The 17205-nt window shown below is 67.2% G+C and carries 15 protein-coding genes; 13 read left to right on the top strand and 2 right to left on the bottom strand.

The features are described from left to right. Positions 1 to 1536: an efflux transporter outer membrane subunit gene (locus tag AC3WOB_RS11400; RefSeq protein ID WP_492275056.1), complete on the top strand. Its 1536-nt coding sequence runs from the start codon at positions 1 to 3 to the stop codon at positions 1534 to 1536. On the opposite strand, the gene gcvA is transcribed toward AC3WOB_RS11400, so the two are convergent. Then, positions 1469 to 2386 (bottom strand): transcriptional regulator GcvA, encoded by a 918-nt coding sequence (gene gcvA, locus AC3WOB_RS11395; protein ID WP_492275055.1) that lies wholly within the window; start codon positions 2384 to 2386, stop codon positions 1469 to 1471. The genes AC3WOB_RS11400 and gcvA overlap by 68 nt on opposite strands. Positions 2387 to 2499: 113 nt before the next feature. Continuing rightward, a complete protein-coding gene (locus AC3WOB_RS11390) occupies positions 2500 to 2694 on the bottom strand; it encodes a hypothetical protein (RefSeq protein WP_492275054.1) in 195 nt (64 codons plus the stop codon). Between AC3WOB_RS11390 and AC3WOB_RS11385 the strand changes: the two genes are divergently transcribed. From AC3WOB_RS11385 to AC3WOB_RS11330, 12 genes are all read left to right on the top strand, one after another. Further along, complete coding sequence (locus AC3WOB_RS11385; RefSeq protein WP_492275053.1) at positions 2693 to 4060, top strand: lysine N(6)-hydroxylase/L-ornithine N(5)-oxygenase family protein; 1368 nt, start codon at positions 2693 to 2695, stop codon at positions 4058 to 4060. The two genes, AC3WOB_RS11390 and AC3WOB_RS11385, sit on opposite strands and share 2 nt — an antisense overlap. A gap of 17 nt (positions 4061 to 4077) precedes the next feature. Continuing rightward, positions 4078 to 4683: a GNAT family N-acetyltransferase gene (locus AC3WOB_RS11380; protein WP_492275052.1), complete on the top strand. Its 606-nt coding sequence runs from the start codon at positions 4078 to 4080 to the stop codon at positions 4681 to 4683. Beyond that, the gene (locus AC3WOB_RS11375) at positions 4680 to 6536 is read left to right on the top strand and encodes an IucA/IucC family protein (protein ID WP_492275051.1); all 1857 of its coding nucleotides are present in this window, start codon (positions 4680 to 4682) and stop codon (positions 6534 to 6536) included. Before AC3WOB_RS11380 ends, AC3WOB_RS11375 begins: the two co-directional genes overlap by 4 nt. Then, the gene (locus tag AC3WOB_RS11370; RefSeq protein ID WP_492275050.1) at positions 6494 to 7279 is read left to right on the top strand and encodes a siderophore ferric iron reductase; all 786 of its coding nucleotides are present in this window, start codon (positions 6494 to 6496) and stop codon (positions 7277 to 7279) included. Before AC3WOB_RS11375 ends, AC3WOB_RS11370 begins: the two co-directional genes overlap by 43 nt. Positions 7280 to 7316: 37 nt before the next feature. After that, positions 7317 to 8483: an aromatic ring-hydroxylating oxygenase subunit alpha gene (locus tag AC3WOB_RS11365; protein ID WP_492275049.1), complete on the top strand. Its 1167-nt coding sequence runs from the start codon at positions 7317 to 7319 to the stop codon at positions 8481 to 8483. A 102-nt stretch (positions 8484 to 8585) separates the two neighbouring features. Beyond that, positions 8586 to 9557 (top strand): helix-turn-helix transcriptional regulator, encoded by a 972-nt coding sequence (locus tag AC3WOB_RS11360; protein WP_492275048.1) that lies wholly within the window; start codon positions 8586 to 8588, stop codon positions 9555 to 9557. Positions 9558 to 9733: 176 nt separating this feature from the next. Then, a complete protein-coding gene (locus AC3WOB_RS11355) occupies positions 9734 to 10924 on the top strand; it encodes a multidrug effflux MFS transporter (protein ID WP_492275345.1) in 1191 nt (396 codons plus the stop codon). A 104-nt stretch (positions 10925 to 11028) separates the two neighbouring features. After that, positions 11029 to 13245, top strand: a complete 2217-nt coding sequence (gene fauA / locus AC3WOB_RS11350; RefSeq protein WP_492275047.1) for a TonB-dependent alcaligin siderophore receptor FauA — start codon at positions 11029 to 11031, stop codon at positions 13243 to 13245. A gap of 20 nt (positions 13246 to 13265) precedes the next feature. Continuing rightward, positions 13266 to 14336 carry an ABC transporter substrate-binding protein gene (locus tag AC3WOB_RS11345; protein WP_492275046.1) on the top strand — a complete coding sequence of 357 codons (1071 nt, stop codon included), beginning with the start codon at positions 13266 to 13268 and terminating at the stop codon, positions 14334 to 14336. After that, positions 14329 to 15318 (top strand): FecCD family ABC transporter permease, encoded by a 990-nt coding sequence (locus AC3WOB_RS11340; RefSeq protein WP_492275045.1) that lies wholly within the window; start codon positions 14329 to 14331, stop codon positions 15316 to 15318. Before AC3WOB_RS11345 ends, AC3WOB_RS11340 begins: the two co-directional genes overlap by 8 nt. Further along, entirely contained in the window at positions 15315 to 16349 is a 1035-nt protein-coding gene (locus tag AC3WOB_RS11335) for a FecCD family ABC transporter permease (protein ID WP_013393695.1), read from the top strand. The genes AC3WOB_RS11340 and AC3WOB_RS11335 overlap by 4 nt, the downstream gene beginning before the upstream one ends. After that, the gene (locus AC3WOB_RS11330; RefSeq protein WP_492275044.1) at positions 16328 to 17176 is read left to right on the top strand and encodes an ABC transporter ATP-binding protein; all 849 of its coding nucleotides are present in this window, start codon (positions 16328 to 16330) and stop codon (positions 17174 to 17176) included. Before AC3WOB_RS11335 ends, AC3WOB_RS11330 begins: the two co-directional genes overlap by 22 nt. The last annotated feature ends 29 nt before the right edge of the window (positions 17177 to 17205 follow it).

Below are 17205 nucleotides of genomic sequence, written 5' to 3'. Positions count from 1 at the left end.
ATGACCTACGCATTGAATCATCGCGCCCTGCGCTTCGGGCTGACGCTGCTGACGCTGGCGCTGGCCGGATGCGCGCTACGTCCGGCGCACGCGCCCGACTCCGGGCCCATCCCGCCCGCCTACAAGCAGGCGCAGGCAGAACCGGCGGGAGCCTGGTCCACCGCCCGGCCGACCGACGACGCGCTGCGCGGCGCCTGGTGGACCCTGTTCCAGGATCCGGCCCTGAACGCATTGCAGGTCGCCGCGCAGGACGCCAATCCGACGCTGCACGCCGCCTACGCGCGCTTGCAGCAGTCGCGCGCCCAGCATCGGCAGGCTCGCTCGGCGCTGTTTCCCCGGCTGGACGCGGGCTTCGGGCCGACCCGCCAGCGGGAGTCTCCAGCTTCGTACAGCGGACGCGACAACGGGCCGGCTTCCACCACGACGCTGTGGCGGGCCGACGCGGCGGTGGCGTATGAGGCCGATCTGTTCGGCCGCGTTTCCTCGACCATAGGCGCGGCATCGGCGGAACAGGCTCGCAGCGGCGCGCTGTACCGGCTGACACTGCTGGCCTTGCAGGCCGACGTCGCCGACACCTACTTCCTGATCCGGGAGCTGGATACCCAGCACCAGATCTATCAGCAAACGCTGGCCTTGCGCGAACGCGGCTTTGCGTTGAGCCAGATGCGCCTCGAGGCGGGCGACGGCGGTGAGCTGGAACTCGAGCGCGCCCGCGGCGAACTTGAAGCGGCGCGCGCCGATGCCTTGGGCGCGCAACGCCTGCGCGCCAGCGCCGAACACGCGCTGGCAATCCTGCTGGGCAAGGCCCCGGCCGATTTCTCCCTGCCGCCTGAGCCGCTGCGCCGCATCGAGCTGACCGTTCCACCGGGCTTGCCTTCGGAACTGCTTGAGCGCCGTCCGGACATTGCCGCGGCCGAACGCGCCATGGCCGCCGCCAACGCCCGCATCGGCGCGGCCCGCGCCGCCTTCTTCCCGAGGCTGGAACTGACCGGGGCGGCCGGATTCGAGTCATCCAGCCTGAGCCAGCTGTTCCAGTGGTCCAGCCGGACCTTTCTGCTGGGCCCCTTCCTGGGTACCGCGCTATCGCTGCCCATCCTGGACGGCGGCGCCCGCCAGGCGGATCTCGATGCCGCCCGGGCCGCGCATGACGAAGAAACGGCGCGCTACCGGGAAACGCTGCTCAACGCGTTCAGGGAGGTCGAGGACAATCTGATGCATCTGCGCATCATGGCGGCCCAGCAGACCGCGCAGGACCGCGCGCGGCTGGCTGCGCAACGTTCGGCCGAGCTGTCCCGGCTGCAATACGAAACCGGCACGCACACCCAGCTTGACGTCATCGATGCGGACCGCGGCCTGCTGCAGCAGCAGTTGGCCTCGGCCAGGTTGGACGGAGATCAGGCGCGGACCACCGTAAGGCTGATCCGCGCCTTGGGCGGCGGTTGGGACACGCCGCTGCCCGGCAATTCCCTCAGCGCGCCGCAAGCGTCTGCGGTGCCTGCTCCATCGCTGCCGCTTCCGCCTTCACCCAATCGATGAACGCCTGCACTTCCGGCCGCAGCAGCGCGTCCGGCCGGCTGACCACGTAATACGCGAAGCGCGCGGGCCAGGGCTGGTCCAGGGCAATGGCCAGCCGGCCCGATTCGATATCCTCGCGCGCATGCGTGTCCTGAACCAGCGCAATGCCCTGCCCCGTGGCAGCCGCCCGCAGCAGCAACAGATCGTCCTCGAAGCTGGGGCCGCGCTGCGCTTCCTGCCCCGCGTCCACGCCGTGCGCCTGCAGCCACAAAGGCCAGTCCGCGCGGTCGGAATCCTGCAGCAGCGGGTACTTCAGGCAGTCCCCGGGCCGCTCGATAGCGGGGCCTTGCGCCAGCAAGGCCGGACTGGCCACGGGCAGCAGCACCGGCGCCATCAAGCGGAAGGCCGACAGCCCCGGGTACTGCCCCAGCCCGTGCCGCAACGCCACGTCGATGCGGTCGCGCTTGAAATCGACCAATTGCGAGGAGGCTTCCACCCGCACCTCGATGTCCGGATGCAAAACCGAAAACCGGCCTATGCGCGGCACCAGCCAGGACGAGGCGAACGAAGGCACCGTGCTGACGGTCAGGGTCCGCTGCGCGGCCTGGGATTCGAGTAGCGCCAGCGATTTTTCGATCTGGTCGAAGGCGCGCATCAGCCCCGGATACGCGCGTGCGCCCGCTTCCGTCAGCCGCACGCCGTGACGCTCGCGCACGAACAGCGCCAGCCCCAGCCGGTCTTCCAGCAGGCGTATCTGCTGGCTGACCGCCCCCGGGGTCACGCCCAGCACTTCGGCAGCGGCTTTCAGGCTGCCGAGACGGCCGGTTTCGGTGAACGCTCGCAGCGCAAGCAGTGGCAGCACGGCGCCCATAAACATCCTTAATTTAGAGAAACTAACTTCTATATCGCGACTATCCGCGGGTAGATGTCAATCATAGAACAGCTTTTTCATCTGATCCTGCCTACACCTGAAAATAGCTGCACTTATTCCAAAAATCCCAATCCGGTGATTGCGCCTATGCGATACGCCACGCTGCATATGGGCGCTGCCTGCAACTCACTAGCAAGACACCGCAACAAATCGCCATTTGCTAGAGTGCCCATATTGAAAATGATAATCATCCCAAGACGAGAATCATGTTCACGCAATGCCGCCCCGGCAAAAGGCAGATCCCACATGAACCGTGAAATCCATGACTTCGCCGCCATAGGCTTAGGCCCGTTCAACCTGAGTCTTGCCTGCCTGGCGGCGCCGCTATCCGGCGTACGCGCCGTGTTTCTCGACCAGAGGCCCGGGTTCGATTGGCACCCCGGCATGCTGATCGAGGACTCGACTTTGCAGAACCCCTTCCTGGCCGATCTCGTGAGCCTGGCGGATCCGCGCAGCGAGTACAGCTACCTGAACTACTGCAAGCAAAGCGGCCGCATCTATTCCTACTACATGCGCGAGAACCACTACTTGAATCGCGCCGAGTACAACCGCTATTGCAAATGGGTAGCGGCCCGCCTGCCGAACCTGCGCTTCAATCACGACGTCCAGAGCGTGCTCCACGATCCGGACAGCCGCAGCTACCTCGTGACCGGCCAGCATGGCGTCAACGGCGAGCGCTTCATGATCCGCTGCCGCAAGCTGGTGCTGGGCCTGGGCACGCAGCCCCAATTGCCGGACTGCTGCGACCGGCGCGCCGCGCCCTACATCCACAGCGCCGACTACCTGCGTCACAAGACGCAGTTGCAGCGCAAGCGCGGCATCACCATTGTCGGCAGCGGGCAGAGCGCGGCGGAGGTGTTCCATGACCTCCTGCGAGACAGCGACAAGCACGCTTACAGCCTGGCTTGGATCACCCGCTCTCCGCGCTTCTTCCAGATGGAGAACACCAAGCTCACGCTGGAACTGATCTCTCCCGACTACACGGACTATTTCCACGACCTGCCCGAAACCCGGCGGCGCGAGATGCTGCGCCTGCAAAGCAGCCTTTACAAAGGCATCAACGCCTCCCTGATCAATCAGATATATGACCTGCTGGACGAAAAGATCCGCGCAGGCGACCGCCGCTATACCCTTCTGACGAGCGCGGAGCTGCGCGCCAGCCGCCATGAGCGCGCCACGGGCCGCTATCACCTGGACTTCATGCATGTCGATAGCGGCCAGCCGTTCACGCACGTCACGGACGGCCTGGTGCTGGCCACGGGCTATGCCCCTCGCATCCCGGCTTGCGTCAATCCCATCAGCGACCGCATCGCCTGGGACGAAGACGGCGGCTACCGCATCGCCCGCAATTACTCGGTGGACCATGCAGGCGCGGAAATCTTTGTGCAGAACACGGGATTGCTCAGCCATGGCGTCACCAATCCCGACCTGGGATTCTGCTGCTACCGCAACTCGCAGATACTGCGCGACCTGACCGGCGTGGAGCACTACGCCATCGAGCCCCGCACCGCACTGCAGGATTTCCGCCCGCCGGAAAACGGCGTACTGGCGCATCGCCTCTGCGCACCGGAACCGATGCCCATGATGGACGGCCACCGGGCCGCCACTATCTGACCTTGCCGGGAGCCAGCATGCTCACCATGACAGCCACCTTTCTGGGCGAGGTCGTGCGCCAGTCGCGCGACCACTACGACGAAGGCCCGGGGCTCGCCTTGCGCCCCCTGGTTCCGGACGCGGACGCCGCGCTGCTGCGGCGATGGTTTTCCATGGATTACGCGCGCTTCTGGTCCATGCAGCAGCACAACGAGGATCAGGTGCGCGACTTCTATGAAGCCCTTTGCGGTAGCGGGCACGCCAGCGCCTGGCTAGGCAGCCATGACGGACAGCCGGCCTTTCTAGTTGAGTGCTACGACCCGGCCCGCGACGAAGTCGGCGAACACTACGCGGTCCGGCCCGGCGACCTCGGCATGCATCTTTTCATCGGCCCGCCCCGCGTGCGGATCCCCAACTTCAGCCGGCAGGTGTTCGCCTTCGTCATGCGCTTCATGTTCGACCGCCTGAACGCCAGGCGCATCGTGGTCGAGCCCGACGCGAACAACGCCAAGATCCACGCGCTCAATCTGGCCATGGGATTTACCTACGCCGGCCAGGTCCCTTTCCGCGAGAAGACCGCCAGCCTGGCGTTCTGCACACGCGCACAGTTCGAACAGACCCGATACCAGGAGCCGCCCCAATGAACCCACATGCCGCCCCCCACCCTGCGCAGGTCGCCAGCCATCTGGAACCGCAAGCCTGGGCCAAGGTCAACCGCCTGCTCGTGCGCAAGGCCATCTCCGAATACACCCATGAGGGACTGCTGCAGCCCGAACGCCTGGGCCCTGCGGATACGCCGGGTTTCGACCGCTATCGCCTCGCGCTCGCGGACGGCCGGGTCGAATACCGCTACGACGCGCAACTGATGGCCATGCGCCACTGGCGCATCCGCACGGAATCGATCGCCAAGACCACGGCCGGCGCGCCCGCGCCCCTGGACGCCCTGCAGTTCGTGATCGAGATCCGCGACAAGCTGCGCATTCCGGAAGACCGGCTACCCATCTATCTGGATGAAATCGCCAGCACGCTGCACGGCGCCGCCTATAAGCACACGCGCCCTTGCCTGCCCGCCGCCGAACTCGCGCTGGCTGACTACCAGGCCATAGAAACCTCGATGATCGAGGGCCACCCCAGCTTCGTCGCCAACAACGGCCGCCTGGGCTTCGACGCCGAGGACTACCATCTCTATGCGCCAGAGGCCGCGACTCCCATCCGCGTGATGTGGCTGGCAGTGCACAAGGACAACGCGCATTTCGCCTGCCTGTCCACGATGGACTACGCCAGCCTGTTGCGCGGCGAACTGGGCGAGGACGCCGTGGCGCGCCACAGCGCCACCTTGCGTGACCAGGGTCTGGACCCCGCCGACTACTACCTGATGCCGGCACACCCATGGCAGTGGTTCAACAAGCTGTCATTGGCATTCGCGCCCTATGTGGCCCAACGCAAGATCGTATGCCTGGGCTACGGCGCAGACGACTACCTGGCGCAGCAATCGATACGCACCTTCTTCAACATCAGCCAGCCTGGCAAGCACTACGTGAAGACCTCGCTGTCCATCCTGAACATGGGTTTCATGCGGGGGCTTTCGCCCTACTACATGTCGGGCACGCCCGCCATCAACGAATACATCCACGGCCTGATCGCGTCGGACCCCTGGCTGAGCGCCAACGGCTTCACCATCCTGCGCGAGGCTGCCAGCCTGGGTTTTCGCAACTATTACTACGAAGCGGCGATTGCCGCCGACACGCCCTACAAGAAGATGTTCTCCGCGCTATGGCGCGAGAATCCACAGGCGCTGATCGGTCCCGACGAACGGCTGATGACCATGGCCGCGCTGCTGCACGTGGATCCGCAAGGCCAGGCCCTGCTGCCCGCGCTGATCCGCGCCTCGGGACTGAGCGCCGAGACATGGCTGGAACGCTATGTGGACGCCTACCTGACGCCGCTGGTGCATTGCTTCTACGCCCACGACCTGGTGTTCATGCCGCATGGCGAGAACGTCATCCTGGTGATCCGGGACCATGTGCCCGTGCGCGCCTTCATGAAGGACATTGCCGAGGAATCGTCCATCCTCGATCCACAGGCCGACCTGCCCGAGAACGCGCGCCGGCTGGCGGCGGACGTGCCCGAGGAATACAAGCTGCTGACGATCTTCGTGGACGTGTTCGAAGGCTACTTCCGCCATCTTTCCCAGATCCTGGCGGACACCGGCCTCATGCAGGAGGACGATTTCTGGGAATTGGTGGCAGGCCGCATCGCCGCGTACCAGCAGGCGCATCCGCAACGGCTGGAAAAATATCGACGCTACGACCTGTACGCGCCGGACATGATCCACTCGTGCCTGAACCGCCTGCAACTCGCCAACAACCTGCAGATGGTCAACCTGGCCGATCCCATCGGCAGTTTCCAGATGGCGCCCAGGCTGCCCAATCCCGTGGCGCCTTACCGGCCGCAATGGCTGGACCGGACCGCCGACGCCGCGCAGGCCCTTGCGTGACCCGCGAACTTGACGATCTGCTCGCGCTGGCGGGCCGCCTGGCGCCCGGCCTGGATGGCCGCGTGGGTCCACCGGACGCGCCCGGCATCCGTCCCGGCGCGTGCAATGCCGATGCCATTGCACGGCTGCGCGACTGGTGGCGGGAGCGCCATCCGGAAGCCGGCCCGCATTACCTGGCGCTGCGCTGCTGGGGCCTGCTGATCTGGCAGCCCGTCTACCTCAGCGTGATCGCCGCGCACCGCAGCGGCATCGTCCCGGACCTGACCCGGCTCAGCCAGCCGGTCGCCAACGGCTTCATCGCCGGCTACACCATGGAACGCCATGAACCCGTGCACGGCTGCCTGGAAAAAAGGCTGGATGCGGCCGCCACGCAACTGCGCGAGATCGGCGCCATGTTCTACCGCGAACTGGGCGCGACGCTGCGCCTCAATCCCCGGGCGACCGCCTGCATGCAGGCCGACTGCATCCTGTCCGCCCTGTTGGCAGCCCGCGCAGGCATGAGCGCGGCGGACAACGCCTGGGCAACCGCAGCCGCGGCCGATTGGCTTGCGCGCTTGGGCATCGCCGGCGGCAGCGGCTATCTGACCTATCAGCGGCGGTCGCTGCCGGCCATCGCAGTCGACCGGCAGGTCTGCTGTCACCACTTCCGCAGAAGCGACGGCGACTATTGCAGTACCTGCCCCAAACTGGATATCGCCGAACGCATCGCCCGGCTCGACGCCGAGAGCGCCGAAGCCGCCTGACAGGCCGCGGCCTTGCGGAAGGCACAAGGAGTCGGACATGACGGATGTAGGCCGCCTTGCACACGTGAAGCAGGCGTTCAGCCCGCTGCACGTGCGGGCATATTTCGACGAAGCCCTGTTCGCCCGCGAACAGGAAGTGATATTCAAGCGCACGCCGCTGTATGTCGGACATGAGAAAACCGTACCCGAACCCGGCGACTGGCGCAGGCTGCCGCATGAAGACGGCGGGCGCGTCCTGGTGCGCGGCGCCGCCGGGGTAGAGCTGATATCCAACGTATGCCGCCACCGCCAGGCGCTCATCCTGGGCGGCGAGACCGGCGCTGTCGCCGGGCCGGGCAAACCGGCAGGCAACCTGTCCGCCAGCGGCGGCAACATCGTCTGCCCTCTGCACCGTTGGACCTACGACAATCGCGGCCAGATTCTGGGCGCACCGCAATTTCCCAGCACGCCATGCCTGAACCTGCCGCGTTTTCCCCTGAAGCGCTGCCACGGCCTGCTGTTCGAAGGCCCTGGCGACCCGCAGGCGGATCTCGGCGGACTGTTCGCCCGACCGGAATTCGATTTCTCGGACTATGTTTTGGACCACGTCGAGGTGCACCAGTGCAACTACAACTGGAAAACCTTCATCGAGGTCTATCTGGAGGACTATCACGTCGGGCCGTTCCACCCCGGCCTTGGACGCTTCGTTACCTGCGATGACCTGAGCTGGGAGTTTGGCGAGCGCCACAGCCTGCAACGCGTGGGCGTGCACGATTCCCTGGAAAAGCCTGGGTCCGACGTATACCGCGACTGGCACGGCACATTGATGCGCTACCGGGACGGCGCGCCGCCGGACTTCGGCGCGATCTGGGTGACGTACTTTCCCACCCACATGATCGAGCTCTACCCGCACGTCCTGGTGCTGTCCACGCTGTACCCCAAAAGCCCGCAGGAAACCGTCAACGTCGCCGAGTTCTACTATCCCGAGGAAATCGCCCTGTTCGAACGCGAGTTCGTCGAGGCGCAGCGCGCGGCCTATATGGAAACCGCGATCGAAGACGACGAAATCGGCGAACGCATGGACGCCGGCAGGCGGGCGCTCCTGCGACGCGGGGTGAGCGAAAGCGGTCCATATCAATCGCCTATGGAAGACGGGATGCTGCATTTCCACGAGTGGTACCGCGACATCATGGGCGACCAGCTGGGAGATTGCGCCGCGCCCTGAGAGGCTCCGCGATGCCGGCGGATCAATGCGAATATATGCTATTCTCATTTGAACCCCGCCGCCTCCCCGTGCCAACGCCCGAGGACTCAACCCGCAGCGCGAGTGACGCCATTGAATCCTTCCTCCCCCACTGTCCGATTCACCGTCGCCGACTTCAACCGCCTGGGCGGCCATAACGGATTCCACTACCAGTTGCCGGGGTTCGACCCCGCAGGCGCCGATCCGGATACCGTCTGCATCGCCGAGGGCCGCGTCGAAGAACATACGATCCGGCCCGGCCTGACGCTGGTTATGTCCGACGTGCTGGTGCATCACCATTACGAATCGACCTCCGTCATGACGCCCCGCTTTTCGGCCATCGTCATGCTGCAAGGACAGGCCCAGGCGCGCGTGGGCGGTCATGACGACCTGCAGCTCGTTGCCCAAAGCGGCGTCAGCGCCGCGTACGGCGATACGGTCGCCATGACCGGCATCCACCATGCAGGCCAACGGCTGCGCAGCGTCAATCTGTCGCTGTCCGAACCGGACGGCGCGGACGACGACCCGTTCAGCGACCAGATCCGCAAAGTCTTGCGCACCCCCGCCTTCCGGCTGAGACGCTGGCAAGTGCAGGCTCACCTGATGCAGGCCATCGAACATCTGCTGGAATGCCGCTGGGACGATCCGCTGCGCGCCATGCTGCGCGAGGGCGTCGGCGCGCAACTTCTGGCGCATGCGCTGGCATCGCTGGACCAGCGGGAGCCCGAGGTCGGCGCGGTGTCGCGACGTGACCGGCAGCTGCTGGAGCGGGTCCGGGAACGGCTGCACAGCGCGCCCGGCGAGGAGCACACGCTTGAGGATCTGGCAAAGCTGGCCTGCATGAGTCCCAGCACCCTGCGCGCCAAGTTCCGCGCCGCCTACCAGTGTTCCGTCTTCGCCTGGTTGCGCGAACGCCGCCTGGAAGTCGCCCGCGAGCAACTGGCGCGGGGCTGCAGCGTGCAGCAGGCAGCGCATTGCGTGGGCTACCGGCACGCCACCAACTTTGCCACGGCGTTCCGCGAGCGCTATGGCGTTGCCCCCAGCGAACTGAACTGAGCGGGCCGCCGTGAGCGCCTTCGCCCGCGGCTTTCGGCAGCACCCATTGCTCTTGCGGCGTTGCCCATTCATCCCGCCGCGCCTGGCGCGCGACCATGGGGCCATGCTTTCCGCCCCGGAAAGCCCCTGCCCCGGACGCCCACGTGCCTCGCCCCGATCTCCCGACTTCCTTTCCCATGATGGTGCTGATGCTGGGCCTGCTGGCCTGCGTCGCGCCGGCCACGGTCGACGCCTATCTGCCCGCCTTCGCCGCGCTGGAGCGGGAGTTCGGCGTACCCCAGGAAACAGTGCAGCTGACCCTGGGCGTTTACATGTTCTGCTACGCGGCGATGCTGTTGCTGCATGGCACGCTGTCCGACTCGCTGGGCCGGCGCCGCGTCATCCTTGCGGCGCTGGTCTGCTACATCGGCGGCAGCGCGCTGGCCGTCGCCGCGCCGAGCTTCGATTGGCTGTTGGCGGCGCGGGCGCTGCAAGGCCTCTCGGCCGGCGCCGGCATCGTGGTGGGCCAGGCCATCGTGCGCGACTGCTACGAAGGACCGGCGGCGCAGCGCGTCATGTCCTATCTGATCCTGGTGTTCAATCTGTCGCCGGCGTTGGCGCCCATCATCGGCGGCCAGTTGGCGGCGTACCTGGGCTGGCGTGCCGTCTTCCTGATGCTCGCCGCGCTGGCCGCGACGGCCTGGGCGTTGTGCGCCTGGAAGCTTCCCGAGACGCTGCCCGCCAGCCGGCGCAGGCCACTGTCGTGGCGCTCACTGGCTTCCGGCTACGGCATGGTTCTTGCGGACCGACGGTTCGCTGCACTTGCCATCGCTTTCAGCCTGATCTTCGCGGCCCAGGGTTTCCTCATCGGCGCCGCGCCGGACTTCATCGCCAACGTCCTGGGCCTGCCCGAAACGGATTTCGCGTATCTGTTCGTGCCGCTCGTGATCGGGGCCATGGCAGGCGCGCTGTTCGCGGCGCGCAAGGCCGGGCGCTGGAGCGACCACCGCATCACCTGGCTCGCGTATGCCTTGATGGGCGGCAGTTGCCTCGCGAGCGTCATATACGCCGCGGGCGCCGGACGGCCCGCCCTGCCCTGGGCGGTGATCCTGCCCGGCCTTTATACCTGCGGCCTGGCCATGTGCGTCCCGGGCATGACCCTGCAGATTCTCGCCCGTGCGCCAGGGCTGTCCGGCACCGCCGCCTCGATGCTCGGCTTCACCCAGATGCTGGCTTTTTCGGTAGCCAGCGGCTGGGGCGTACCCATGATCTACGGCCGGCCCCTGGCCCTGGCGCTCGCGATGTTGGCCTGCGTCGCCGCGAGCGCGGCAGGCTGGGCCTGGCTGCAACGGCAGTCCACGCCTTTGGCGAACGCCCGATCGGGTTGATCCGGCGGCGTTCAGCATACGCATCGCATCCTCCGGCATACGTTCAAGTCTCCAGCAAAAACAATAATTCTCATTACCAAATCTTTCAGCTGGAGCTTGTGTTCATGTCCCCCGCACTGTCCCCGCCGCACGCGCCTACGCGCCGGGCGTATCTGCTTACCCTGGCCGTCCGGACGGCCTTGCTGTGCTCTGCCTTGCCCTATCACGCAGCCAGTGCGCAATCCAGCTCGTCATCGGGCGCCGACCATCCCGCCGAACTCCCCGCCGTCACGGTCAGGGGCGCCGGCGTCGCCGGCACCACCGAAGGCACCCATGCCTACAACACCGAGGCCATGAGCACCGCAACCGGCCTGACGCTGTCGCCGCGGGAGACGCCGCAATCGGTCAGCGTAGTGACCCGCCAGCAAATCGAGGACCAGGGTTTGCAGGACACCGGTTCCATCCTGGCCAGCGCGCCAGGCATCTCCGTCACGCGCAGCGACAGCAACCGCCTGTCGTTCTCGGCGCGCGGCTTCGCGATCGACAATTTCCAGTTCGACGGCCTGAATGCGCCCATCCTCAGCCAATGGAACTACGGCTCCACCGACATGGACGCTGCCATCTACGACCGCGTGGAGATCGTGCGCGGCGCCACCGGCCTGATGACCGGCTCGGGCAATCCCTCCGCCGCAGTGAACTTCATCCGCAAGAAGCCGCTGCGCGAGTTCGCGCTGTCCGGCAGCGCCAGCGCCGGCAGTTGGGATTACGTGCGCGGCGACGCCGACCTGTCCGTGCCGTTGACGGAGAACGGACGCATCCGCTCGCGCTTCGTCGCCGCCTACAGCCAAGGCGACGACTATGTCACCTTCCTGGATACGCGCAATCGCACGCTGTACGGCGTCATCAGCGCCGACCTCACTCCCGATACGCTGCTCACCGTCGGCGTGGAATATCAGCGCAACCAGAGCAACGGCTTTGGCAGCGGCTTTCCCCTGTTCTATTCGGACGGCTCGCGCACCGATTTCAACCGGTCCGTGGCCAACAACACGCGCTGGGCGCGCATCGACACCGAATCGACCACCACCTTCGTGGACCTGAGCCACCGCTTCGCCAACGACTGGAAGGCGCGCGCCGCCTATAGCCACAATGAGGGCGAATACCGCATGAAGCAGCTCTATCGCGGCGGCTATCCGGACCGCGCCAGCGGCACGGGCATGACCAGCAACTTCAACAACTACGATGGCGATCGCTCGCGCGACGACATCAACCTGACGCTGTCGGGCCCGTTCCAGCTGTTCGGCCGCAAGCACGAACTGGCCCTGGGCTGGATGAGCGTGAACGACCACAGCGACATCGGCCAATACCTGATGACGGGCGCCAAGCCCGCCATCGGCAGCTTCTTCGACTGGCGCCAGGACCATATCGCCGAACCGACCTGGTCCAGCCGCAAGACGCCAGCGGACGACATGCGGGTCAAGCAGACCGGGACCTACGCGGTGGGCCGGTTTTCGCTGGCCGATCCGCTGCACCTGATCGTGGGCGGACGCTGGAGCAATTGGGAGACGAACCAGACCTACTTCGGCAGCAAGCGCGAGTACAAGATCAACGACCAGTTCACGCCCTACGCGGGCCTGATCTACGACATCGACAAGACCTACACCGCCTACGCCAGCTACACCGAGATCTTCCAGCCACAGAATGCGCGCACGCCCAGCGGTTCCATCCTGCCGCCGATCGACGGCAAGAGCTACGAGATCGGTCTGAAGGCGTCTTACCTGGACGGCCTGCTGGACGCGGCCGTGTCGCTGTACCAGACCCGCCAGAACAACCTGGCGCAGGCCATTCCCGGCGAGTCGGTCATAGGCTTGCCGGGCACGCAGGCCTATCGCGCGGCATCCGGCGCCAAGGTCGAAGGTTTCGAGCTGGAAACCACCGGGCAGATCATGCCCAACTGGAACATCGCGGCCAGCTACACGCACTTCACCGCCAAGGACGCCGACGGCAAGCCCATCAACACCAGCCATCCGCGCAGCCTGTTCAAGCTCTACACAACCTATCGCCTGCCTGGCGACCTGAACCGACTGACGGTGGGCGGCGGCATGGACTGGCAAAGCCGCATGTACCAGTCCGCTCCCAGCCCGCGCGGCAACGTAGACGTGGAGCAAGGCAGCTACATGCTGGTCAACCTGATGGCGCGCTACGAGTTCAGCAAGCAAGTCTCGGCCACCCTCAACGTGAACAACCTGTTCGACAAGAAGTACTACGACCAGATCGGCTTTTTCAGCCAGGGCTGGTGGGGCGCGCCCCGCAACGTCATGCTGACGCTCAGGGCGCAATATTGATCGGGGGATTTGCCGGCACGATGCGTCTTGGTTTCGCAAGTTTCAAGCGTGTGATCCTGCGGGCCGGCGCCGCCTGCCTGGCCTCGCTCGCCCTGGCGGCCTGCGATCGCGCTGCCGATGCGCCGGACGCGCCAGCGCCACAGGCGGCCCGGGTCGATGGCTTTCCCGTCACGATAGACAGCGCTCTGGGTCGGGCCGTCATCGCGGCGCCGCCCAAACGCGTAGTCACGCTGGGCCTGGGCGCCGACGATCTGGCGCTGACGTTGGGGGTGGTCCCGGTCGGGGTGGGCCGGGCCGACTGGGGCGGCGACGCCGACCACTACTGGCCCTGGGTACGCGCCGCGATCGAAGCCCGCAGCGCGCCGCTGCCGCGGACCATCACCATGTTTCCGGAGCTGGACGTCGAAGCCATCGTCGCGCTGCGGCCGGACCTGGTGCTGGCGCCTTTTTCCGGCGTCAGCGCCGAGGCCTATGCGCAACTGTCGCGGCTAGTGCCGGTGGTGACCTATCCGGAACAGCCATTCCTGACCCCGGTGGATACGCAGATCGACCTGGTCGCCGCCGCGCTGGGCCAGCGCGAACAGGCCGCGGCGCTCAAGGCACAAATCCGCGGCGCACTGGCGCAGGCCTCGCGCGACCACCCCGTGCTGGCCGGCAAGACCTTCGCCTATGTGCGCGCCGACCTGGGGTCGGGCAATTTCGCGGCCTATGTGGCGGGAGATCCGCGCGTGGACACGATTGCCGCCATGGGCCTGAAACTGGCGCCGTCCATGCAAGGCCTGCACGCCAGCGCCGGCCATTTCGCCCATTATCTGGGTTTCGAGCATGCGGACGCACTGGGCGACGCCGACGTGCTGGTGGCCTGGTTCTATACCCCCCAGGAGCGCGACCGGACCGCGGCGCTGCCGCTGTTCGCCGCCATCCCCGCCGTGAAGCGCGGCGCCTACGTGGCGCTGAGCGACCCGGCGCTGATCATGGCCTCGTCCTCGGGCACGCCGCTGGCCGTGGACTGGATGCTGGGCAGGCTGGCGCCGGCGTTGGCCGCTGCTGCCCAGCGCGCCGAAGCAGGCCCCGGCGTGCGAAATGAATAAGTCCGCCCGCGCCGCCGGCCTGGGCGCTGCCTGTCTGTTGCTCGCCGCCGCGACCCTGGGCAGCCTCTGGCTCGGCTCACGCAACCTGTCGCCCGCCTCGGTCTGGCAAGCCCTGTTCCAAGCCGATGACAGTTACGCCGCGCTGGTGGTTGCGTCGCGCGTGCCGCGCACCTTGCTGGCCTTGCTGACCGGCGCGGCGCTGGCCGTCGCTGGCGCGCTGATCCAGGCCCTGACCCGCAATCCGCTGGCCGAACCCGGACTGTTGGGCGTCAACGCCGGCGCCGCTGCCTCCATCGTGACCACCGCCCTCGTGCTCGGCGGCCTGCCCGCCCATCCGTTCTGGGCGGCCCTGCCCGGCGCGCTGGCCGCGGCCGTGGCCGTGTACATGATCGGCGCCGGCGGCCGCGGCCTGCAGCCAGTGCGCCTGATCCTGGCCGGCGCGGCAGTCAACGCGGTGCTGTTTGCCTACGTGCAGGCTGTGGCCCTGCTGCATGAGGACATCTTCGACGCCTATCGATTCTGGGCCGTCGGCTCGCTGGCAGGACGATCCCTGACCGAAGCGGCCCGGGCCGCTCCCTATATCGGTGCCGGCCTGCTGCTGGCGCTTGCACTGGCCCGGCCCTTGAACGTCCTGGCGCTGGGACAGGCGCTGGCCCAGGCGCTCGGGGTGCGCGCCGGGCTGTACCGCGCGCTGGGCCTGCTCGGCGTCGCTGTCCTGGCCGCTGCCGCCACCGCAGCCGCGGGCCCTATCGCCTTCGTCGGTCTGGCGGTTCCGCATATCGCCCGCCGCATCGGCGGTCCCGACCTGCGCTGGCAACTCGCCTACTGCCTGCTGCTGGGTCCTCTGCTGATGCTCGCGGCCGACATCCTGGCGCGCCTGCTGCGGGCGCCGGCAGAACTGCTGACCGGCGTGGTAGCCGCGTTCCTCGGCGCGCCGTTCCTGCTGGCGGCCTTGCGCCGCCAGCCCGGGAGCCGCTCTTGAGCGGCCGGCGGCGCATGCTGCGCGTCGGCGCCTGGCTGTCGCTCCCTTACACGCCACGCGCGCTGGCCTACGCCTTGCTGCTGGCCGCGCTGGCCCTTGCCTCGATTGCGGGCGCCCTGTTGACGGGAGAGCAAGGACCAGGCTGGCCCCGTCTTGGACGGATCCTGGCGGGCGGCGGTACCGCAATCGAGCACTGGCTGATCTATACGGTCAGACTGCCCCGCGCCCTGGCCGCGTTGGGCGCCGGCGCCGCGCTGGCCCTGTCCGGCGCGCTGTTCCAGAGCATTACCCGCAACCCGCTGGGCAGCCCCGACATCATCGGCCTCACCGCAGGCGCGTCGGCAGGCGCGGTGGCGGTGACAATGGTCTGGCCGGGAGCGATGCCGCTGGCGTGGGGCGCCGCAGGCGGGGCGCTGCTGGCGACGGCGGGGGTCTGGTTTGGATCCGGCGCGGGTTTCTCCGCGCCCCAACGCATGGTGGTCGCGGGCATCGCGGTGGCCGCCATCGCCTTCGCCTTCGTGCAGTACGGTCTCTCCAATCTGCGCCGCGAACAGGCGCATCTGGCCGCGACCTGGCTCAACGGCAATCTGGCCGGCAAGACCTGGAACGATGTTGCGCTGATCGCCACGGCCTGCGCGCTGCTGCTGCCCTTGGCACTCGGGCTGAGCGCGCGCCTGCGGCTGCTGGAAATGGGCGACGACGTCGCGCACGCCTTGGGCGTCGCCCCCGGGTCCAACCGCCTGGCGGCGACGCTGCTGGCCGTGCTGGCCGCGGCCGCCGCCGTCAGCGTCGCCGGCCCCATCGCCTTCATTGCGCTTGCGGCCCCGCAGATTGCGCGGCGCTGCGTCCCTGCCGACGGCCCGCAGCCCCTGCTGGCCGCATTGACCGGCGCCGTGCTGCTGGCAGGCGCCGACCTGCTGTCGCGTTCGGCTGGCGCCAACGGCTTGCCGGTGGGCGTGCTTACTGCAGGCATTGGCGGCCTCTATCTCGCATTTCTGCTCATGCTCGAATGGCGCAAGGTTTCAACGTGATTGCCACAACGCCCACACCCGTCCTCCAACTCCGGGACGTCAGCCTGTCCTACGGTGCCCGCCGCGTACTGGACAGTTTGACGCTGGACATCGCGCCGGCCTCGTTCACCGTAATCCTGGGCCCCAACGGCTGCGGCAAATCCACGCTCCTGCGCGTGTTGGGCGGCGCCTTGACTCCCAGCCAGGGCCGCGCCCTGCTCGACGGCGCCGACCTCGCCAGCCTGCGCCGAAAAGCGGTAGCACGCCGTCTGGCCTACCTGCCGCAGCAGCCGATTGCGCCCGAGATGGTCGCCGTCCGCGACCTTGTCGCCCGCGGCCGCTATCCGCATCAGTCCCTGTTGCGGCAATGGTCGGCGGCGGACGCCAGCGCCGTCGACGCCGCCCTGGCGGCCACGGATCTGGAAGGAATTGCCGGGGATCCCGTGCATACCCTCTCCGGCGGCCAACGCCAGCGCGCCTGGCTGGCGCTGGTGCTGGCTCAGGAAGCCGGCATCATGCTGCTCGACGAACCCACCACTTTCCTCGACATCCGCCACCAGCTCGACTTGCTTGAGCTGTGCGCCCGGTTGCACCGCGCCGGACGCACCTTGGTGGTGGTGCTGCACGATCTCAACCTGGCCTTGCGCTACGCTGAAAGGATCGTGATGATGCGCGATGGGCGGATCGCGGCGCACGGCGATGTCCGTCCGGTCGTGACCGAGGACATGATGCGCCAGGTCTTCGATCTGGATTGCCGCGTCATGCCCGACCCCGAGACCGGCAGCCCCATGGTCGTGCCCCGGCGCTTTCGGCAGCCGCTGACGGGGAGTGAAGCCTTCGAAAAATGAAGAAAGCCCGCCATAGCGGGCTTTCTTCA

The organism is Achromobacter sp. FW305-C-30-7, from assembly GCF_058783105.1.
Note: the sequence above shows the minus strand (reverse complement) of the source record. Positions and strands in the feature narration are given on the sequence as shown.